The 17,059-nt window shown below is 66.8% G+C and carries 16 protein-coding genes; 8 read left to right on the forward strand and 8 right to left on the reverse strand.

Annotated features, from left to right (window positions below):
• Both WS96_RS32000 and WS96_RS33590 read right to left on the reverse strand, forming a co-directional pair.
• On the reverse strand, positions 1–2,331 hold a 2,331-nt coding region (locus WS96_RS32000), incomplete at its 3' end, for an ESPR-type extended signal peptide-containing protein (protein WP_306454028.1).
• An 18-nt stretch (positions 2,332–2,349) separates the two neighbouring features.
• Positions 2,350–2,946, reverse strand: a complete 597-nt coding sequence (locus WS96_RS33590; protein ID WP_156443604.1) for a hypothetical protein — start codon at positions 2,944–2,946, stop codon at positions 2,350–2,352.
• A 689-nt stretch (positions 2,947–3,635) separates the two neighbouring features.
• Here WS96_RS33590 and WS96_RS07915 point away from each other — a divergent pair.
• Positions 3,636–4,886: an MFS transporter gene (locus WS96_RS07915; protein WP_059831688.1), complete on the forward strand. Its 1,251-nt coding sequence runs from the start codon at positions 3,636–3,638 to the stop codon at positions 4,884–4,886.
• A gap of 13 nt (positions 4,887–4,899) precedes the next feature.
• Here the strand turns inward: WS96_RS07915 and WS96_RS07920 are convergent, their stop codons facing one another.
• The 5 genes from WS96_RS07920 to WS96_RS07940 form a co-directional block, all read right to left on the reverse strand.
• Positions 4,900–5,262 carry a YbjQ family protein gene (locus WS96_RS07920; RefSeq protein ID WP_059831690.1) on the reverse strand — a complete coding sequence of 121 codons (363 nt, stop codon included), beginning with the start codon at positions 5,260–5,262 and terminating at the stop codon, positions 4,900–4,902.
• A 128-nt stretch (positions 5,263–5,390) separates the two neighbouring features.
• The gene (locus WS96_RS07925) at positions 5,391–6,644 is read right to left on the reverse strand and encodes a M20/M25/M40 family metallo-hydrolase (protein WP_059831691.1); all 1,254 of its coding nucleotides are present in this window, start codon (positions 6,642–6,644) and stop codon (positions 5,391–5,393) included.
• Between the two features lie 80 nt (positions 6,645–6,724).
• Positions 6,725–8,437, reverse strand: a complete 1,713-nt coding sequence (locus WS96_RS07930; RefSeq protein WP_059831693.1) for a M36 family metallopeptidase — start codon at positions 8,435–8,437, stop codon at positions 6,725–6,727.
• 478 nt (positions 8,438–8,915) lie between these two features.
• The gene (locus WS96_RS07935; RefSeq protein WP_059831694.1) at positions 8,916–9,860 is read right to left on the reverse strand and encodes a GlxA family transcriptional regulator; all 945 of its coding nucleotides are present in this window, start codon (positions 9,858–9,860) and stop codon (positions 8,916–8,918) included.
• Between the two features lie 127 nt (positions 9,861–9,987).
• Positions 9,988–10,950 carry a helix-turn-helix domain-containing protein gene (locus tag WS96_RS07940; protein WP_034204281.1) on the reverse strand — a complete coding sequence of 321 codons (963 nt, stop codon included), beginning with the start codon at positions 10,948–10,950 and terminating at the stop codon, positions 9,988–9,990.
• A gap of 240 nt (positions 10,951–11,190) precedes the next feature.
• Between WS96_RS07940 and WS96_RS07945 the strand changes: the two genes are divergently transcribed.
• Genes WS96_RS07945 through WS96_RS07975 form a run of 7 tightly spaced genes read left to right on the forward strand, consistent with a single transcriptional unit; the run spans position 11,191 to position 16,675 of the window.
• Positions 11,191–12,348 (forward strand): amine dehydrogenase large subunit, encoded by a 1,158-nt coding sequence (locus tag WS96_RS07945; RefSeq protein WP_059831696.1) that lies wholly within the window; start codon positions 11,191–11,193, stop codon positions 12,346–12,348.
• Between the two features lie 7 nt (positions 12,349–12,355).
• Complete coding sequence (locus WS96_RS07950; protein ID WP_059831697.1) at positions 12,356–12,910, forward strand: MauE/DoxX family redox-associated membrane protein; 555 nt, start codon at positions 12,356–12,358, stop codon at positions 12,908–12,910.
• Entirely contained in the window at positions 12,907–13,542 is a 636-nt protein-coding gene (mauD, locus tag WS96_RS07955; protein WP_059831699.1) for a methylamine dehydrogenase accessory protein MauD, read from the forward strand. Before WS96_RS07950 ends, mauD begins: the two co-directional genes overlap by 4 nt.
• A 39-nt stretch (positions 13,543–13,581) precedes the next feature.
• Positions 13,582–14,136, forward strand: coding sequence for a methylamine dehydrogenase light chain (locus WS96_RS07960; protein ID WP_059831700.1), 555 nt, complete (start codon positions 13,582–13,584; stop codon positions 14,134–14,136).
• Positions 14,133–14,633, forward strand: a complete 501-nt coding sequence (locus WS96_RS07965) for a c-type cytochrome (RefSeq protein ID WP_059831702.1) — start codon at positions 14,133–14,135, stop codon at positions 14,631–14,633. The genes WS96_RS07960 and WS96_RS07965 overlap by 4 nt, the downstream gene beginning before the upstream one ends.
• Positions 14,630–15,136, forward strand: coding sequence for a c-type cytochrome (locus WS96_RS07970; protein WP_034204287.1), 507 nt, complete (start codon positions 14,630–14,632; stop codon positions 15,134–15,136). The genes WS96_RS07965 and WS96_RS07970 overlap by 4 nt, the downstream gene beginning before the upstream one ends.
• Positions 15,137–15,169: 33 nt before the next feature.
• Positions 15,170–16,675: an aldehyde dehydrogenase family protein gene (locus tag WS96_RS07975; protein WP_059831704.1), complete on the forward strand. Its 1,506-nt coding sequence runs from the start codon at positions 15,170–15,172 to the stop codon at positions 16,673–16,675.
• A gap of 90 nt (positions 16,676–16,765) precedes the next feature.
• Here WS96_RS07975 and WS96_RS34010 read toward each other — a convergent pair whose 3' ends face one another.
• Positions 16,766–16,930 carry a hypothetical protein gene (locus WS96_RS34010; protein ID WP_179949922.1) on the reverse strand — a complete coding sequence of 55 codons (165 nt, stop codon included), beginning with the start codon at positions 16,928–16,930 and terminating at the stop codon, positions 16,766–16,768.
• Between the last annotated feature and the right edge of the window lie 129 nt (positions 16,931–17,059).

Here is a 17,059-nt window from a genome sequence, read left to right on the forward strand (position 1 = left end):
CACGTCGCTGTTCGTGGCGTTCAAGCCCGTCGACAACGAGCTGACATTACCGTTGGTCGTGTTCAGGCTGGTCGACAACGATCCGACGTCGGTCGACTCCTGGGTCGACAGCGCGCCGACGGCGTTGTTCGTGGCGCTCAGGCCCGTCGACAATGAACTCACGCCACTTTGCGCCGTGCTGATACCGGCCGCGGCCGAAGTCGACAGGCTCGCCACATTGCTGTTGGTGGTGTTCAGGCCTGTCGACAGCGAGCTGACGTTGCCGTTGGTCGTATTCAAGCTAGTGGACAACGAGCCCACGTCCGTCGACTCCTGGGTCGACAGTGCACCGAGGGTGCTGTTGGTCGTGGTCAGGCTCGTCGACAGGGAGGTCACACCGCTTTGCGCTGTGCTAATGCCGGCCGCTGCAGAGGTCGACAAGCTCGTCACGTTGCTGTTGGTGGCGTTCAGGCCGGTCGACAACGAGCTGACATTCCCGTTGGTCGTATTCAGGCTGGTCGACAGCGAGCCTATGTCGGTCGATTCCTGCGTCGACAGCGCCCCGAGGGTGCTGTTCGTTGCGTTCAGCCCCGTCGACAATGAACTCACACCGCTTTGTGCCGTGCTGATACCGACCGCAGCCGAGGTCGACAAGCTCGTCACGTTGCTGTTGGTGGTGTTCAGCCCCGTCGACAACGAGCTGACGTTGCCGTTGGTCGTATTCAAGGTGGTCGACAGCGATCCCACGTCGTTCGATTCCTGGGTCGACAGTGCACCGAGGGTGCTGTTGGTCGTGTTCAGACCTGTCGACAGCGAGTTCACGCCGCTTTGCGCCGTGCTGATGCCCGCCGCAGCCGAGGTCGACAGGCTCGTCACGTTGCTGTTCGTCGTGCTCAGCCCCGTCGACAGCGAGCTCACGCCGCTCTGCGCCGTGCTGATGCCCGCCGCAGCCGAAGTCGACAGGCTCGTCACGTTGCTGTTGGTCGTGTTCAGACCTGTCGACAGCGAGCTCACGCCGCTCTGCGCCGTGCTGATGCCCGCCGCAGCCGACGTCGACAGGCTCGTCACGTTGCTGTTGGTCGTGTTCAGACCTGTCGACAGCGAGCTCACGCCGCTTTGTGCGGTGCTGATGCCGGCCGCGCTCGAAGTCGACAGGCTTGTCACGTTGCTGTTGGTGGTGTTCAGGCCCGTCGACAACGAGCTCACACCGCTTTGTGCCGTGCTGATCCCCGTCGAGGTCGAAGTCGACAGGCTCGTCACATTGCTCTTGGTGGTGCTTAGACCTGTCGACAGCGAGTTCACGCCGCTTTGTGCCGTGCTGATGCCTGCAGCAGCCGAGGTCGACAGGCTTGTCACGTTGCTGTTCGTGCTGCTCAGACCTGTCGATAGCGAGTTCACGCCGCTTTGTGCCGTGCTGATGCCTGCCGCAGCCGAAGTCGACAAACTCGCCACGTTGCTGTTGGTGGTGCTCAACCCCGTCGACAACGAGTTCACCCCGCTTTGTGCCGTGCTGATGCCGGTTGATGCCGACGTCGACAGGCTCGTCACGTTGCCGTTCGTGGTGCTCAACCCCGTCGACAACGAGTTCACCCCGCTTTGCGCCGTGCTGATGCCGGTCGAAGCCGACGTCGACAAGCTGAAAAGCTGCGAGCCGTTAACCGCATCCGTTGACGTCGATGTCACGGTCCCGGCCGTAACATTGATGATCTTGCGCGTTGCCAGCGTACCGCTGCCAGCGCCCACGCTCACTACGTTACTCTGCCCCCCGTCGGTGCTACCGTAACCCAAAGCAACGCTGTTTGACCCAGTGGCCGTCACACTGCCGCCGATTGCCACCGAGTTCTGTCCAGCGCCGGTCGCACCATAGCCGATCGCGACGGTGTTGGACGCACTGACTCCAGCACCCGCATTCACGCCCAACGCCACGTTTCCGTTTCCGGTCAAGTTCTGCCCGGCGGCCTCTCCAATGGTCGTGTTGTAGTCGCCCGTGAGACCGTTCCCCGAATTGGCCCCGACTGCCGTGTTGTAACCGGCGCTGACTCCGCTACTGCCTTGTCCGCTGTGATATCCGTAGAACGTGCTGTAGCTCCCGCCTGCCCCAGCGTTGTTGCTCACACCACTTCCACAAATGTTGCTGTTGCCGGTGCCGCCGTTTTGGCAGGTGCCGTCCGCCCACCCCACCTGCGACAAAGACATGCACGCACCAGCCACCAACGCCGCGGCCGCCACCGCACGCACCCGCCGCACCGCCCGGGTTCGCCCGCCTGATTTCCCCTGTCCGGCCACGCACTCCGCGACAGCAATCATCTGATTCAGCCTGCGGCTGAAAATGCACTTGTAGATCTTGTTCATGTTTGTCCCCAGTTCTCATCAGCGCCAGTTCGCGGAGAGCGCTTGCAGACAGGTTCCCCAGTCCGCGCGCGCTTCTTGCCTGTATGTCACGACATCGGGATACCAGGCGGTGTCCCCGAACCACCGCCAATCGGCATGCTTTTGCAAAAGCACATGTGTCTTCAGTCCAAGCGCACCCGCAAGATTGGCGCTCGACGTACGCACCGATACGATTTCATCCAGACACTGCGTTGCCGCTGCAGTCCGGCTGAAGTCGGTCAAAAAATGAGAAAGATCGGTAACGGGCAAATCGGGCACGCCGGCGAGAACCGCGCGATGTTCGGTGGGCATCGGCGAATAGAAGTGCACACCGCCAATGTCTTTCAGATAGGCGTTCAGCCGTTCCGACGGCACACTGCACGAGGCGCCCGAATGCTTTGGCCGGCTGGCACACCCCGAGGGCAGATTGCGCGACAGCGCCGCGGTGCGCGTCGGCGAGCCGGGCTCGACCTCCGTTGTCGCATCAGAAGGAAGCGGCAATGCGCCGGCGATGCATACCAGCCTTGAAGGTGGCGAATGCAAGTCTTTTCTGCATTTCATATGTGCCCCCGCACACGTCGTGTATCGAGTGGTCATCGCGCTCGTGAGCGCGGCTCAATCAACGTGTACGGAGGGGTGATACGAGAAGGCAGCCGCATGGCAGCCGTAGCGTACTTGGACATGATTTCCCCGACCTGCGTTTTGGTTGTTCGTTGCCTGCACTGGGCTCTGCGGCCGTGCGGCTTGGATGTGTGCGAAACACGTGAGCAAGGAGTGGACCAGCACGCTGCGGTTCAATGGCCAAGAGGCAGAGCGACCGATAGGCGACGTGAGGCAACGTTCGGCCCCCAGCGTTGTTTCAGTTCTGAAACGCGAGAAGGACGCGCCGATTCGCCAAGTCCCGCGCGCAGCAAGGAAACACGTGTAGGACGCAGCTTTGCGTCGACGGCAGGCATTCGATTCCTGCGCGCCCATCGCTGTGATTTATCTGAAGATGTTTCAATCGTGCAACTCGCGGCCGGGAACGATGCCGTTTGGGGGGATTCACGAAGCGCTTTTTTTGTACGGCGCGCCGGCTTGATACGGACCGTGACACGCGCCCGGCGAGTTTTTCGTCGTTGGCATATCATGCGCGTTTGGCCGCGTCTGCGCGTTCAGCCGACTGTCTCCGTGATCCGGGGGACCGACATCGCGTCGCGATGGGAAAGTCGTTGCGCAAGCACGCACATGCGGACGTTGCCGCTCCGTGAGCGGTTGCGTTCGCACCGCCAACCGCCGAGACCCCGATGACCACCCCCGTGCCCGATTCCAGTCCCTTATCTCCGTTACCCGCGAACCTGTTCCGCCACGCGCCGTTCCAGCGCTTCTGGGGCGCCCGCGTAATGTCGTCGCTGGCCTTCCAGATCCTGTCGGTCGCAATCGGCTGGTATGTGTACGCGCTCACGCACAGCGCCTTCGCGCTCGGCCTCGTCGGCCTCGCGCAGTTCGTGCCGATGTTCGCGCTGACGCTCGTCGTCGGGCAGGTGGCCGACCGCTACGACCGCCGGCGCATCGCGACGATCTGCCAGAGCGTCGAGGCACTGGCCGCCGGCGTGTTCCTGCTCGGCGCGCTGCAAGGTTGGCTGGCCGCGCCGGCCGTGTACGCACTCGCGGCGATCGTCGGCACGGCCCGCGCGTTCGAGTCGCCGTCGGTGTCGTCGCTGTTGCCGGCCGTCGTACCGCGCACCGACCTGCCGCGCGCGACCGCGCTGTCGACGTCCGCGAACCAGGCCGCGCAGATTCTCGGGCCTGCGTTCGGCGGGCTGCTCTACGGTGTCGGCGCGCCCGTCGCGTTCGGCACGAGCGTCGCGGCATTCGCGATCGCGGCGATGCTGAGCGGCACGATTCCGCTGCGCAGTGCGCCGCCGGCCCGCGAGCCGGTCACGTTGCGCTCGGTGTTTTCGGGCATCGCGTTCATCCGGCGCGAACCGGCGATCCTCGGCGCGCTGTCGCTCGACCTGTTCGCGGTGCTGTTCGGCGGCGCGACCGCGCTGCTGCCGATCTACGCGCGCGACATCCTGCAGGTCGGCCCGTGGGGGCTCGGCGCGTTGCGCGCGGCGCCGGCGGTCGGCGCGCTCGCGGGCACGCTGTGGCTCACGCGTTTCCCGTTGAAGGGGCGGCCGGGCCGCGCGATGTTCGGCGGCGTGATCGCGTTCGGCATCGCGACGATCGTGTTCGGGTTGTCGCGGCACTTCGCGTTGTCGCTCGTGGCGCTGGCCGCGCTCGGCGCATCGGATGTGATCAGCGTCGTCGTGCGCCTGTCGCTGGTGCAACTGCGCACGCCGGACGACATGCTCGGCCGCGTGAGTGCGGTCAACTCGCTGTTCATCGGCACGTCGAACCAGCTCGGCGAATTCGAATCGGGCGTGACGGCTGCGTGGTGGGGTGCGCCGGCCGCGATCGTCGTCGGCGGCGCAGCGACGATCGCGGTCGCGCTGGCGTGGATGCGGCTCTTTCCGCAGCTCACGAACATGAAGTCGCTCGAACGCGACGCGTGACGCACATCACACGTCATGCGTCCTGCGTGACGCGCACGGCCGTGCCGTAGCAGATGACTTCGGTCACGCCCGAGCCTATCTCGGTCGAGTCGTAGCGCATCGCGACGATCGCGTTCGCGCCGAGCTTGCGCGCATCGGCGAGCATCTTGTCGAACGCGTGCTGGCGCGCCTTCTCGCACAGCGACGTATAGAGCGTGATGTTGCCGCCGAAGATCGTTTGAAGCGATGCGCCGAACGAGCCGACGATCGAGCGCGAACGCACGATGATGCCCTGCGCGACGCCGAGCGAGCGGACGGTCGTATGGCCGGGCAGGTCGAACGCGGTCGTGACGCGATCGGGCGACAGGTGGTCGATGGAGCGGGTAGGTTCGGTCATGGTGGGCAAGCGTGTAGCGAGTGGTCGAACGACGATTCTAGCCCGACGGAGACAACGCATTCGAACGGGCGCCCCCAAGCGGGCGCCCGTGTCGTTGCCGAACGCGACAACCGCTCGGCGACGCACGCTCAGCGCTTGACCGTCGGGCCGGCAATGCCGCCGAGATCGACCGCATAGGCCAGCGCCAGCTTGCCGAACTTCAGCGCATGGTTCGCCTGTCGATCCGAGTTCTCCAGCGTGTCGTTCACCGTGTGAATGTACGGGCTGTCGTTCTGGTCGGCCTCGAACGGGAACGATGCCGGATACCCCTGCGCATTCCACGACGCGTGATCCGAGCATGCATAGCCGCACTGCGACGTGCCGATCGCGAGCTCCGGCAGGTAGGTCTTCGCCAGGTTTGTCACGTAGGTATTCTGCGCCGCGTTCGTGTAGTCGGTGATCAGGTAGATATCCTTCGGATCGCCCTTGTAGTTCGTCATGTCGAGCTGCAGCACGCCGACCACGTTCGCATTCTGCGTGCGGAACTGCTTCGCGATCGCCTTCGAGCCGAGCAGGCCGGCTTCCTCGGCCGCATACCCGACGAACTTGATGGTCCGTTTCGGCCGGTAGTTGTTCGCGAGCAGCACACGCAGCGCCTCGGTCAGGCTGGCGATGCCCGACGCATCGTCGTCGGCGCCGGGCGAGCGCGTGTTTTCCGTCGTGCGGCCGACCGTCGAATCGAGGTGGCCGCCGAGCACGACGGTGCCCGCGGCCGGATCGCTGCCGCGAATCGTCAGGATCACGGATTTCTGCGGAAAGCCCGTGTGCGCGAACTGTTCGACGGCGATGTCGGTGCGCGAAGCCGCCAGCTGCTTCCACTGCAACGCGAGCCAGTCGGACGCGGCGACGCCGTGCGACGTCGTGTAGTAGCGGTTCGTGAAACCCGACAGCGACGTGATCGTGCCGACGATGTTGCTGGCCTGCAGTTGCTGGACCCACGTGCCGATCTGCGGCACGTTCGACACCGTATACGCGGGGGCGGCAGCCTGTTTCGCAAGCGTCGCAGGCAACGGCTGGAGCGCCTGCCGCGCGTCGTCGAACGAATCGTGCACGACGTAGCCGGGCCCGTGGCCGCGCGTGCGGTGGACGGCGCGGGCCAGCTCGCCGAGGCGGGAATCGTCGATCTCGACGACGTGAACGGTTTCGCGACGCGCGGCGCCGTCGGCCGCCTTGCCGGCTTCGACGGTCGTGCTGTATTGCGCGGTTGCGGTCGCGTCGATACGTTGAAGCTGGCGGAACGCGGTGTCGCCGAGCGTGATCCAGACGGGCGCCGCGTGCGCGGCGGCGGTCAACAGCATGCCGCCCAGCGCGGCGCTCAGGCGGGTCGATGTCAGAGTAGGCATGTTCGATCTCGTGAGGATGGCGATGTCGATGAAGGGAGCGCGCCGCAGGTCGTGCGATGCGCTCCCGCCTGCTGCGGGCGTTACGACTTCTGCGGGACGGTCACGCCGTACGTGCAGCTCTTGTTGTACGCGTTGCCGATCGCGGCGAGCTGCGTGCTGCTGTAGCCGAGCGCGGATGCGGCCGTCAGCACCGCTTGCGCGGCGGCCTTCTGGTTGGTCGAGCCGTTGGTCATCGACAGCCCCTTCAGGAACGCCTTGTCCATCGCCTGCGCGCCGATCGCGTCACGCGCGACGAGGTTGCACGACGCCCAGTACTGGCCGGCCGTGTGGATCTCCGCGCCGCGCGCCTGCGCGTAGGTGCGCCCGACGTTCCAGTTGGTCACGCGGCCGCCCCAGAATTCGTTGTGGCCGTCCCAGTTGTAGACCCAGTGATACTGCGCATCCGACGGGCTCCATTGGTTGAAGTCGCGGCTGTACGCGGCGGCGAGATAGTCGCCGGTGCCTTCCGACAAGCCTTCCTGTTGCGACAGGCCGCCGTTGGTGATCCAGTCGTGGATGCCGTGGCCGAGCTCGTGGATCACGACGTCCGCGTCTTCCGCGTCGTCGACGCCACCCTGCCCGAAGGTCAGCCGGCCGCTGCTCGACGAGTACGACGAGTTGTCGTCGCCCGATTCGCCGTGCGGGTCGTACTGCACGCCGCCCGTGTACTGGTACGGCAGCGCCTTGATGCCGAGCGTCTGGTTCACGTAACGCAGGAACGTGTCGATGTGGTAGTACGCGTTCACGGCCTCGAAATACAGGTTGCCGCGCGTGAATTCGAACGCGGGCGTCGATTGCGACGGGCAGGCCTTGTCGAGCGGCGCATCGAAATCGACGCATGCCGCGTACGGGCCCGTCAGCGTGTAGCGTGTGCCCGACTGCGCGAGATCCTTCAGCGTCACGCGTACGCGCGCGGCCGTGAGCTGCGTCGAATCGGCGTCGTTGCCGTCCTTGTAGCCCGTGCTGCCGTAGCTGCTCTTCGTCGGCGACAGCGGATCGGGGCGGAACACGAAGCCGGTGCCGTCGGTCGCGTAGAACGCCTTGTCCTCGGCGCGCAGCACTTCGCCGCTGCCCGAATCGATCAGCAGTTCCCAGTCGCCTTTCGGGCCGTCCTGCGGGCGGCCGCGCACCTTCCACGCGGTATGCGTGCCGGCCTTGTCGACGAACGCGACGAGCTGCGCATCGAGATGCGTGAAGCCGCTCGCGCCGAGATACGCGCGGGCGCGGTCGAGCGCCTGTTGCTGGTCGACGGCCTGCGACTTGCGCGCCGTCGCGACCACGCCGTTGATCGTGTTGCTCGCGACGTACAGGATGCGGCCGTCCTTCGCGACGGTCACCGCGATGTCGCTGCCGTACACGGGCAAGCCGGCCGCCTGCTGCTGCAGGCGCACGACGGTGAAGTCGGCGTCGGTGCGTTCCGACGTGACGACGAGGCTCGCTAGCGCGGCCGCGTCGAGCCCGAGTTGCGCCGCTTGCGACGCGACGAAGTCGCGCGCGGTGGCGGCGGGCGTCGCGGCGGCCTTCTTGGCGCGATAGGCCGGGTTGTACAGCGTGACGGCGACGCCGTCCGCGCGGAACTGCCCGGCGGTCGTGTCGGCCTTCGCGGCCGGCGGCGCGACGCCGCGCGTCAGGCTTTCGCGCAGGCTCGCGGCCTGCGGATTCGGCGCTTTCGTATCGGCCAGGGTGCCGCCGACGATGCCGAAACCGAGCGCGAGACTCAGGGCGAGCGGCAATGCGTTGCGTGATGTCTGCATACGTGATCCTCATCTCAACGGTTGGACACGCCCGCGCGCTCGTGGCGAGCAGGCACGACACGGCCCGCGCGCCGGTTCGATGGAACCGGTGCGACGAAGCGGTGTTGGGGTGTCGACTGACTAAGGAAACCTAAATGTCAGGTCGAAAACAAGCGGGAGGGAGAAGCGGCGGAGAAGCGAACGGCAGGCAGGTGCGGCGACGGCGAATCGAGCATCGTCATGTCATACCCCTCGGATCGATATTGGATATCGGTTGGCAGCCTGCGTGACCCGACGTCCGTCGGGCCCGTCGATCGAGTCGTTAGGCTGCCTATCTAACTTTGTTTGGTATGTTACAGAATATTTTCAACGACATTCCAGATTATTTTCGATGACCGCTTCGGTTCGTCGAGCAGTCGCCGGCATTGTTCAGCGAACGGCGGGAAACGCTGCCGGAACGCGCAATACCGCGCCGGATTGTGATCAAAAGCGGAGACGATCAGCGCGTCGGCCGCCGGTCGTTGCGCGGGCTCGTTCCGAATCGCGCGCGATAGGTGCGCGAAAAATGCGACGGCGATTCGAAGCCGCACGCGACGCACACCGATGTGATGCTCATGTCGGTCTGCTGCAGCAGTTCGCGTGCGCGATCGAGGCGCAGGTTCAGGTAGAAGCGCGTCGGCGTGTCGTTCAGCGTCGCGCTGAACAGCCGTTCGAGCTGGCGCCGCGTGATCGAGACTTCCCGCGCGAGCGCGTCGGAGCCGAGCGGGGTGTCCATGTGCCGCTGCATCGTGCCGATCACCTGGATCAGCTTGCGGTTGTGCACGCCGTAGCGCGCGGCGATCTCGAGCCGCTGGCTGTCCGAGCGCTGCCGGATGCGGCTGACGACGAACTGCTCGGAGATCGCCGCCGCGAGGTCGGCGCCGTGCCGGCGGCCGATCAGGTCGAGCATCATGTCGATCGACGCGGTGCCGCCCGCGCACGTGATGCGCCGCTCGTCGATTTCGAACAGCTCCTGCGTCGCGTTCAGGCCGGGATAGCGCTCGCGGAACGCGGCCAGCGCTTCCCAATGCAGCGTCAGCGGCTGCGATGCGTCGAACAGCCCGGCTTCCGCGAGCACGAAGCTGCCCGTATCGATGCCGCCCAGCGTGGCGCCATGCCGGTGCTGGCGGCGCAGCCAGTCGCCGAGCGTGCGCGTGTAGCACACGAGCGGGTCGAAGCCTGCGACGACGAACACCGTATCGACCTGCGGGACGTCCGCGCACGCGGCTTCGGCGGCGACCGGAATGCCGTTGCTCGCGGCGACGGGTGCGCCGTCCAGGCTGATCACGTGCCAGCGATACAGCTCGGTGCGAAAGCGGTTCGCGACGCGCAGCGGTTCGACCGCGGACATGAAGCCGAGCGCGGAGAAGCCGGGCAGCAACAGGAAGTGGAAATCCTCGGGCATCGGGGTGTGGGGTGCAAGCAGGTGATCGGTGCGTGCCGCGCGTCGCGACGAGCGGGCCGGCGCGGGCCGCGCCCGGCTCGCGGGCGGCGGACGTTCGAGCCGGGATTATCGCGGGTTTTGCCGGCGCTCAGCGCGTTTTTGCACGATGCACCGTCCGGCGCGCGGTCGTCGACGGCAATTCGCCGAACTGGGCCTTGTAAGCGTTCGCGAAATGCCCGAGGTGGATGAAGCCCCAGCGAGCGGCCGCTTCGCTGATCGGCAGGTCGGATTGCCGCGTGTCGAGCAGCAGGCGTCGCACCTGCGCGAGGCGCAGCGAGCGCGTGTAGTTGAGCGGCGTCGTCTGCACGACCGATTGAAAGCTGTTCTGCATCGTGCGCCGGCTGACGCGCAGTTGCGTGCACAGGCTCAGGATGTCGACGGGTGCTTCCGGGTGGTCGATCACGTAGTCGTGCACGCGGCGCACGATGTCGGCGTGGCAGGCATGCGTGAGCCGGTGCGGCGGCTCGGGTATCCGGTAGGTCATGAGATCGACCAGCACGTTGCCGATGTCGGCGCGCATCGCGCGCTGCACGCGTGCCGCGTCGAACGTATCGGGCGCCGACAGCACGCGTTCGAGCAGCGTGGCGAGTTGCACGCTCGCGCGCTCGCGCGCGGCGACCGGCACCTCGACCACGCCGCGTCGCAGCGCGCGTGCGTCCAGCCGGACGCCGGCGGCATCTTCGATCTGCTGCATCAACTCGGGTTCGACGACCACGCCGATCATCGACATGTCGTCGGGCGAATGGAGTTCGAACGGTACGCCCCCGCGCGCCATCACGATCGTACCGGGCTCGACGCGCGCATTGCCGAAGGCGAAGGCGCCCGAGCCGGCGAGCGGCATCCCGAATACCGTATGGCCGGGCGGCAAGCATCCGCGCTGGATGATGCGCACGTTCGCCGTTTCCTGGAACAGTTGCACGCCATCGAGCACCGCGTGTTTGACCACGCTGCGATACGGGCCGGCCCCGATCTGGTCGTAACGCTGATCCCAGCCGCGCAGCGCCGCGGCATGCCGGTCTGCGTCGTCGAACCTCTGATGTAACACACGCATGGCGCCTCCGGCGATCGTTCGGACCGCGCAAGACTAAACCGACCGGGCGGTCGGCGCAATACGGGGGAGCGCTATTCCGCGCGCGCGTTTCGGAGGGTCGGAAGGCGCGCGCCCGCGTGGCTTTCACGCGCATTTCCAATATCCCGAATCGGCACGCACGCGTTGCCGGTCCGGGTGCCGGCCGGTTTTATTGTCGAACTACAGTCGCTCCACATCACGTGAACCCCCACTGGAGGCGGCATGAGGACAAGACGGCGAACCGCGGCGCTCGCGGCGACGCTGGCGTTGGCGGCGGCATGGGCCGGCGGCGCGAACGCGGCGGAAAAACCCGAAGAACTGGTCGTGCAGAAGATGCCGCCGTGGCATCCGCACGCGCTTTACATCGTCGACATCTCGATGCCGTCGATGACCGACGGGCGCATCTACGTATACGACGCCGATGCGAAGAAACTGCTCGGCCAGATCGACGGCGGCTTCGCCCCCGGCTTCGCGATCTCGCCCGACCGCAAGACCAGCTTCGTCGCGACGACCTACTTCTCGCGCGGCTCGCACGGCACGCGTACCGACGTCGTCGAGATGATCGACAACGCGACGCTCGATCACGCGGGCGAGATCGTGATTCCGGCGAAGCATGCGCAGCACGTGCCGTCGCCGTACAACACCGCGTTCAGCGCCGACGGCAAGCGGCTGTACGTCGCGAACATCACGCCGGCCGCATCGGTGACGGTGATCGACGCCGTCTCGAAGCGGGTGCTGTCGGAGATCGACATGGCCGCGTGCGTGCTCGCGTATCCGTCGGGCAACGACCGTTTCACCGCGCTGTGCGAAAGCGGCAAGGCGCTGACCGTCACGCTCGACGCGAACGGCAAGGAAACGAAGCGCACGATGTCGGACGCGTTCATCGACGTCGACAAGGATCCGGCGTTCGTGAACGCGTCGCGGTACCAGGGCGGCTATCTGTTCACCACCTACGGCGGCAACGTGCGCAGCGCCGATTTCAGCGGCGACAAGCCGGCATTCGGCAAGCCGTGGCCGCTGTTGACGGACGCCGAGCGCGCGGCAGGCTGGCGCCCGGGCGGCATGCAGCAGACGGCCGTGCACGCGAAGCAGAACCGTTACTACGTGCTGATGCACAAGGGCGCCGACGGCTCGCACAAGGATCCCGGCACGCAGGTGTGGGTGTATGACCTGAAGTCGAAGCAGCGCGTCGCGCGCTGGGATCTCGCGCAGCAGAAGATCGATCCGCTCGTGTCGATCCAGGTCAGCGAGGACGACAAGCCGCTGTTCTACGGGCTGACGGCGACCTCCGACCTCGTCGTGATGGATGCGCGCACCGGCGCGCTGCGGCACGTCGAGAAGCAGATCGGCAATACGTCGTCGCTGCTCGTCAACCCGTGAGGCCGCGATGACTCTCGATCCCGTACTCGCCACCAGCGCGCAGGCCGGCGCGGCCGCCGTCGTGCTGCTCGGCGCCTTCGCGAAGATGCGCCGGCCCGCCGCGTTCCGCCAGGCGCTCGCCGGCTACCGGCTGCTGCCCGATGCGCTGAACGCGCCCGTCGCGTTCGCGATTCCGTTGGCTGAAGCGGTCGGCGCCGCGGCGCTGCTGTTTCCCGATACGCGCACGGCCGGCGCGATCGCGCTGATCGCGCTGCTCCTGGCGTTCGCCGCCGGCCTCGCGATCAACCTGCTGCGCGGCCGCACCGACATCGACTGCGGCTGCTTCGGCTTCACCGCCGCCCGTGCGGACGCACCGCGCGGCATCGGCTGGCTGCATGTCGGCCGCGTGCTGCTGCTCGTCGCGCTGGCCGCGACCGCGTTCGTCGAGCCGGGCACGCGCGCCGTCGTGTGGCTCGACTACCTGACGCTGTTCTTTTCCGTGCTGCTGATCGTCTGCGCGCTGCTCACCGTCGACGTGCTGCTCGCCAACGTCCCGCGCCTTGCCCACCTGAGGAATTCATGATGCAAACCGCTCTCACCGTTTCCACCGCCCTGCTGTGGGCGGCCGTTCTCGCGCTCGGCGCGATCTGCCTCGCCCTGGTGCGCCAGATCGGCATCCTGTACGAACGCATCATGCCGGCCGGCGCGCTGATGATCGACAAGGGGCCGGCGGTCGGCGCGATCGCGCCGACGTTCGAACTGACCGACATTCGCGGCTCGCACGTGAAGGTCGGCGGCATCGACGCATCGGGCAAGGCGACGCTGCTGTTCTTCCTGTCGCCGACGTGCCCGGTCTGCAAGAAGCTGCTGCCGCTGCTGCCGTCGCTGCAGGCCAGCGAAGCGACGCCGGTGAACATCGTGCTCGCGAGCGACGGCGATGCCGACGAACACGTGCGCTTCGCGCGCAAGCACGAGCTCGGGCGCTTCCCGTACGTGCTGTCGCAGGAGCTCGGCCTCGCGTATCAGATCGGCAAGCTGCCGTATGCGGTGCTGCTCGACGAAACGGGCACGGTGCGCGCGAAGGGGCTCGTCAACACGCGCGAGCATCTCGAGAGCCTGTTCGAGGCGAAGGAGCGCGGCGTCGCGTCGCTGCAGCAGTACGTGCACGGCGCGCCGAGCCACGATGCCCACGACGGGCACGCGCAGCACGCATGACCGGCCGAACCTTTTTCAACGTCATTGGAGAACGACGACATGGGCGTGTTTGATTCATGGTTCGAGCGGTCGGCGCGCGGCGTCGCGCAGCACAGTTCGCGGCGCAGCGCGATGGCGAAGCTCGGCAAGGTGCTGGTGGGGTCGGCGCTGCTGCCGCTGCTGCCCGTCGACCGCACAGCGTACGCGGCCGACGCGGCCGACGCGGCATCCGCGGCGTCGGGCGCATCCGGCGCTGCCGCATCGGGCGCAAGCGACGACCCGACGAGCTGCGACTACTGGAAATACTGCGCGATCGACGGCTGGCTGTGCAGTTGCTGCGGCGGCACGTCGAGCAGTTGCCCGCCGGGCACGACGCCTTCGCCGATCACGTGGATCGGCACCTGCCGCAATCCGCACGACGGTTCGGACTACATCGTTTCGTACAACGATTGCTGCGGCAAGACCTCGTGCGGCAAGTGCTTCTGCAACCGCAACGAGCGCGAGAAGCCGCTGTACAAGCTGTCGCTGAACAACGACATCAACTGGTGCATGGCGAACGGTAATTCGAATTACCACTGTTCGGTTTCGGTTCTGCTGGGAGCGGCAAAACAATGAGCGTGAAGCAGGCGGGAAAAATCGTCGTTGCGTGCATGGCGGCCATTGCGGCCGTCGCGTTGCCCGGCGCGGCCGGCGCACAGGACACCGTGCGTTACCCGGCCGGGAAAAACCTGTTCGACACGCAGTGCGCGGTGTGTCACCAGGCGGGCGGGAAAGGGCAGGACGGCCTTGCGCCGCCGCTGACCGAGTATCCGGGCAGGTACGCGGCGGCGGAAGCCGGGCGTGCGCAGTTGATCGCGACGCTGCTGCACGGAATGTTCGGCGAGATCGAAGTGCGCGACAAGCGCTACAACTTCAAGATGCCGTCGTTCGCGAGCGCGAGCGACGACGACATCGCGCACGTGCTCAACTACGTCGTGTTCGACCTCAACGCACAGCATGGCGATGCGAAGCCGTTCACGGCGGCCGAGATCCGTGCGGCGCGCGCGAAGCCGATGGACGGCACGGCCGTGCACGCGCAGCGCGCGGCGGTGATCAAGGGGCTCGGCCTGTGAACGGCGCTTGCGCGCCGTCGTCGCGGTTCGGCGGCCTGTCGCGTCGGCTGTCGTCGCGTCTGCTGCTGGCGGGTGCCGCGGCTTGCGCGTTTGCCGGGCCTGCCCATGCGGACGGCGCAGCCGATGCGGCGCTGGCACGACAGCATTGGGTGCTCAACTGCATGGGCTGCCACACGGCGACGGGCGGCGGCATTCCCGGCAAGGTGCCGCCGCTCGCGAACTCGCTCGGCTATTTCACGCATCTGCCGGCCGGGCGCGAGTACCTGATGCGCGTGCCCGGCGCGTCGAATTCGGCGCTGTCGGATCGGGAACTGGCCGACGTGCTGAACTGGCTGCTCACGACGACGAACCGCGATGCGCTGCCACGCGACTTCAAACCGTATACGGCAGCCGAAGTTGCCGCGCACCGCCGTCCCGCGCTGTCGGACGTCGCGACCGTGCGCGCCGGCCTCGTCCGCGCGCTGCAGGCGCGCGGGATCGACGGTGTCGCGGATCGCTATTGACCGACTGACTCAACGAATCAGGGAAACGTGAACATGGAGACGAACGAAACCTTTCCGCTGCTCGACGCAACCCGCGCGTTTCTCGCGAAGCCGAAGAAGATGCTGATCGGCGCCGAGTGGAGCGACGCCGCGTCGGGCCGCCAGATCGAGGTCGTGAACCCGGCCGACGGCACCGTGCTCGCTCGCGTGCCCGAAGCGGACGAACGCGACGTGCAGCAGGCCGTCGCCGCCGCGCGCCATGCATTCGATGCGGGCCTGTGGCGCCGCGCGAAGACGACCGATCGCGAGCGCCTGATGCTGGTGCTCGCCGACCTGATCGAAGCCAACGCACGCGAGCTCGCCGAAATCGAATCGCTCGACAACGGCAAGCCGGTGACGGTCGCGCAAGGGCTCGACGTCGCGATGGCCGCGCAGTGCTTTCGCTACATGGCCGGCTGGGCGACGAAGATCGAAGGCAGCGTGATCGACGCCGGCGTGCCGTATCTGCCGGACAGCGAGATCTTCGCCTATACGCGCAAGGAACCCGTCGGCGTGGTCGGCGCGATCATTCCGTGGAATTTCCCGCTGCTGATGGCCGCATGGAAAATCGCGCCGGCGCTCGCGACCGGCTGCACCGTCGTGCTGAAGCCTGCCGAAGATACGCCGCTGAGCGCGTTGCGGCTCGGCGAGCTGATCCAGGCGGCCGGGTTCCCGGACGGCGTCGTCAATATCGTCACCGGTTACGGTCATACGGCCGGCGCGGCGCTGTCGCGCGATCCGCGCATCGACAAGATCGCATTCACCGGGTCGACGCTAACGGGCAAGACGATCGGCCACGCGGCGCTCGACAACATGACGCGGATGTCGCTGGAACTCGGCGGCAAGTCGCCGGTGATCGTGCTGCCCGACGTCGATCTCGACAAGGCCGCGCTGGGCGTCGCGAACGCGATCTTCTTCAACCAGGGGCAGGTGTGCACGGCCGGTTCGCGCGCGTACATCCATTCGACGGTCTTCGACGACGTGATCGAGCGCGTCGCGAAGATCGCGACGAGCCTGAAGATCGGCCCGGGGATGGACCCGTCGACGCAGATCGGGCCGCTCGTGTCGGCGAAGCAGCGCGAGCGCGTGTGCGGGTACATCGACTCGGGGTTCGGCGAGGGCGCGCGCGCCGCCGCCGGCGGCCGCGCGATCGACGGCCCCGGCTTCTTCGTCGAACCGACGGTGCTGGTCGATACGACGCAGGCGATGCGCGTGGTGCGCGAGGAAATCTTCGGGCCGGTGCTCGTCGCGATGCCGTTCGACGATCTCGATACGGCCGTGCGGCTCGCGAACGATACGCCGTATGGCCTCGGCGCGAGCATCTGGTCGAACGATCTTGCGGCGATTCACAAGCTGGTGCCGCGGATTGCGGCGGGCACCGTGTGGGTCAACTGCCACTCGCTGCTCGACAACGCATTGCCGTTCGGCGGAATGAAGCAGTCGGGCTTCGGCCGCGAACTCGGCCGCGCGGTGATCGACCAGTACGTGGAAAGCAAGTCGGTGATGATGAACTACGCGTGACCGTCGCGGCGGGTTGCGCGCGGTGACGGCGCGCCGAACTCGCCGCGTCGCGACCCGGCCGGGCGTGTTCGGCCGGACCGACGTCGGGACTCACACGCCGTATCCCGCGTCGCGCATCAACCGGCGCGCCGCGTCGGCGCGCGGGCCTTCCGCGTCGAAGCGCGCGCGAAGGTTCGCATCCGCGTCGCCCGTCACGCGACGGTGCATGATCGCGACGATGGCGAAAAGGGCGGCGACGAAGCAAGCGACGAGCATCGTACGACTCCTGGCTGGAGAGACCGGAGGCGGGCACCGCGACGGCCGGCCGTGTCCGTCGGCATCCGTTCCAATGACGCGCAACATCCGGGCCCGAAGCGGCACGGTAACCGGCGGGCGGCGCGCGAT

It is taken from the genome of Burkholderia sp. MSMB1835 (assembly GCF_001526365.1).
Lineage (GTDB): Bacteria > Pseudomonadota > Gammaproteobacteria > Burkholderiales > Burkholderiaceae > Burkholderia.

Coding starts and splice junctions, on each gene's coding strand:
- WS96_RS33590 (WP_156443604.1), bottom strand. CDS start 2,946: ATGACCACTCGATACACGACGTGTGCGGGGGCACATATGAAATGCAGA.
- WS96_RS07915 (WP_059831688.1), top strand. CDS start 3,636: ATGACCACCCCCGTGCCCGATTCCAGTCCCTTATCTCCGTTACCCGCG.
- WS96_RS07920 (WP_059831690.1), bottom strand. CDS start 5,262: ATGACCGAACCTACCCGCTCCATCGACCACCTGTCGCCCGATCGCGTC.
- WS96_RS07925 (WP_059831691.1), bottom strand. CDS start 6,644: ATGCCTACTCTGACATCGACCCGCCTGAGCGCCGCGCTGGGCGGCATG.
- WS96_RS07930 (WP_059831693.1), bottom strand. CDS start 8,437: ATGCAGACATCACGCAACGCATTGCCGCTCGCCCTGAGTCTCGCGCTC.
- WS96_RS07935 (WP_059831694.1), bottom strand. CDS start 9,860: ATGCCCGAGGATTTCCACTTCCTGTTGCTGCCCGGCTTCTCCGCGCTC.
- WS96_RS07940 (WP_034204281.1), bottom strand. CDS start 10,950: ATGCGTGTGTTACATCAGAGGTTCGACGACGCAGACCGGCATGCCGCG.
- WS96_RS07945 (WP_059831696.1), top strand. CDS start 11,191: ATGAGGACAAGACGGCGAACCGCGGCGCTCGCGGCGACGCTGGCGTTG.
- WS96_RS07950 (WP_059831697.1), top strand. CDS start 12,356: ATGACTCTCGATCCCGTACTCGCCACCAGCGCGCAGGCCGGCGCGGCC.
- mauD (WP_059831699.1), top strand. CDS start 12,907: ATGATGCAAACCGCTCTCACCGTTTCCACCGCCCTGCTGTGGGCGGCC.
- WS96_RS07960 (WP_059831700.1), top strand. CDS start 13,582: ATGGGCGTGTTTGATTCATGGTTCGAGCGGTCGGCGCGCGGCGTCGCG.
- WS96_RS07965 (WP_059831702.1), top strand. CDS start 14,133: ATGAGCGTGAAGCAGGCGGGAAAAATCGTCGTTGCGTGCATGGCGGCC.
- WS96_RS07975 (WP_059831704.1), top strand. CDS start 15,170: ATGGAGACGAACGAAACCTTTCCGCTGCTCGACGCAACCCGCGCGTTT.
- WS96_RS34010 (WP_179949922.1), bottom strand. CDS start 16,930: ATGCTCGTCGCTTGCTTCGTCGCCGCCCTTTTCGCCATCGTCGCGATC.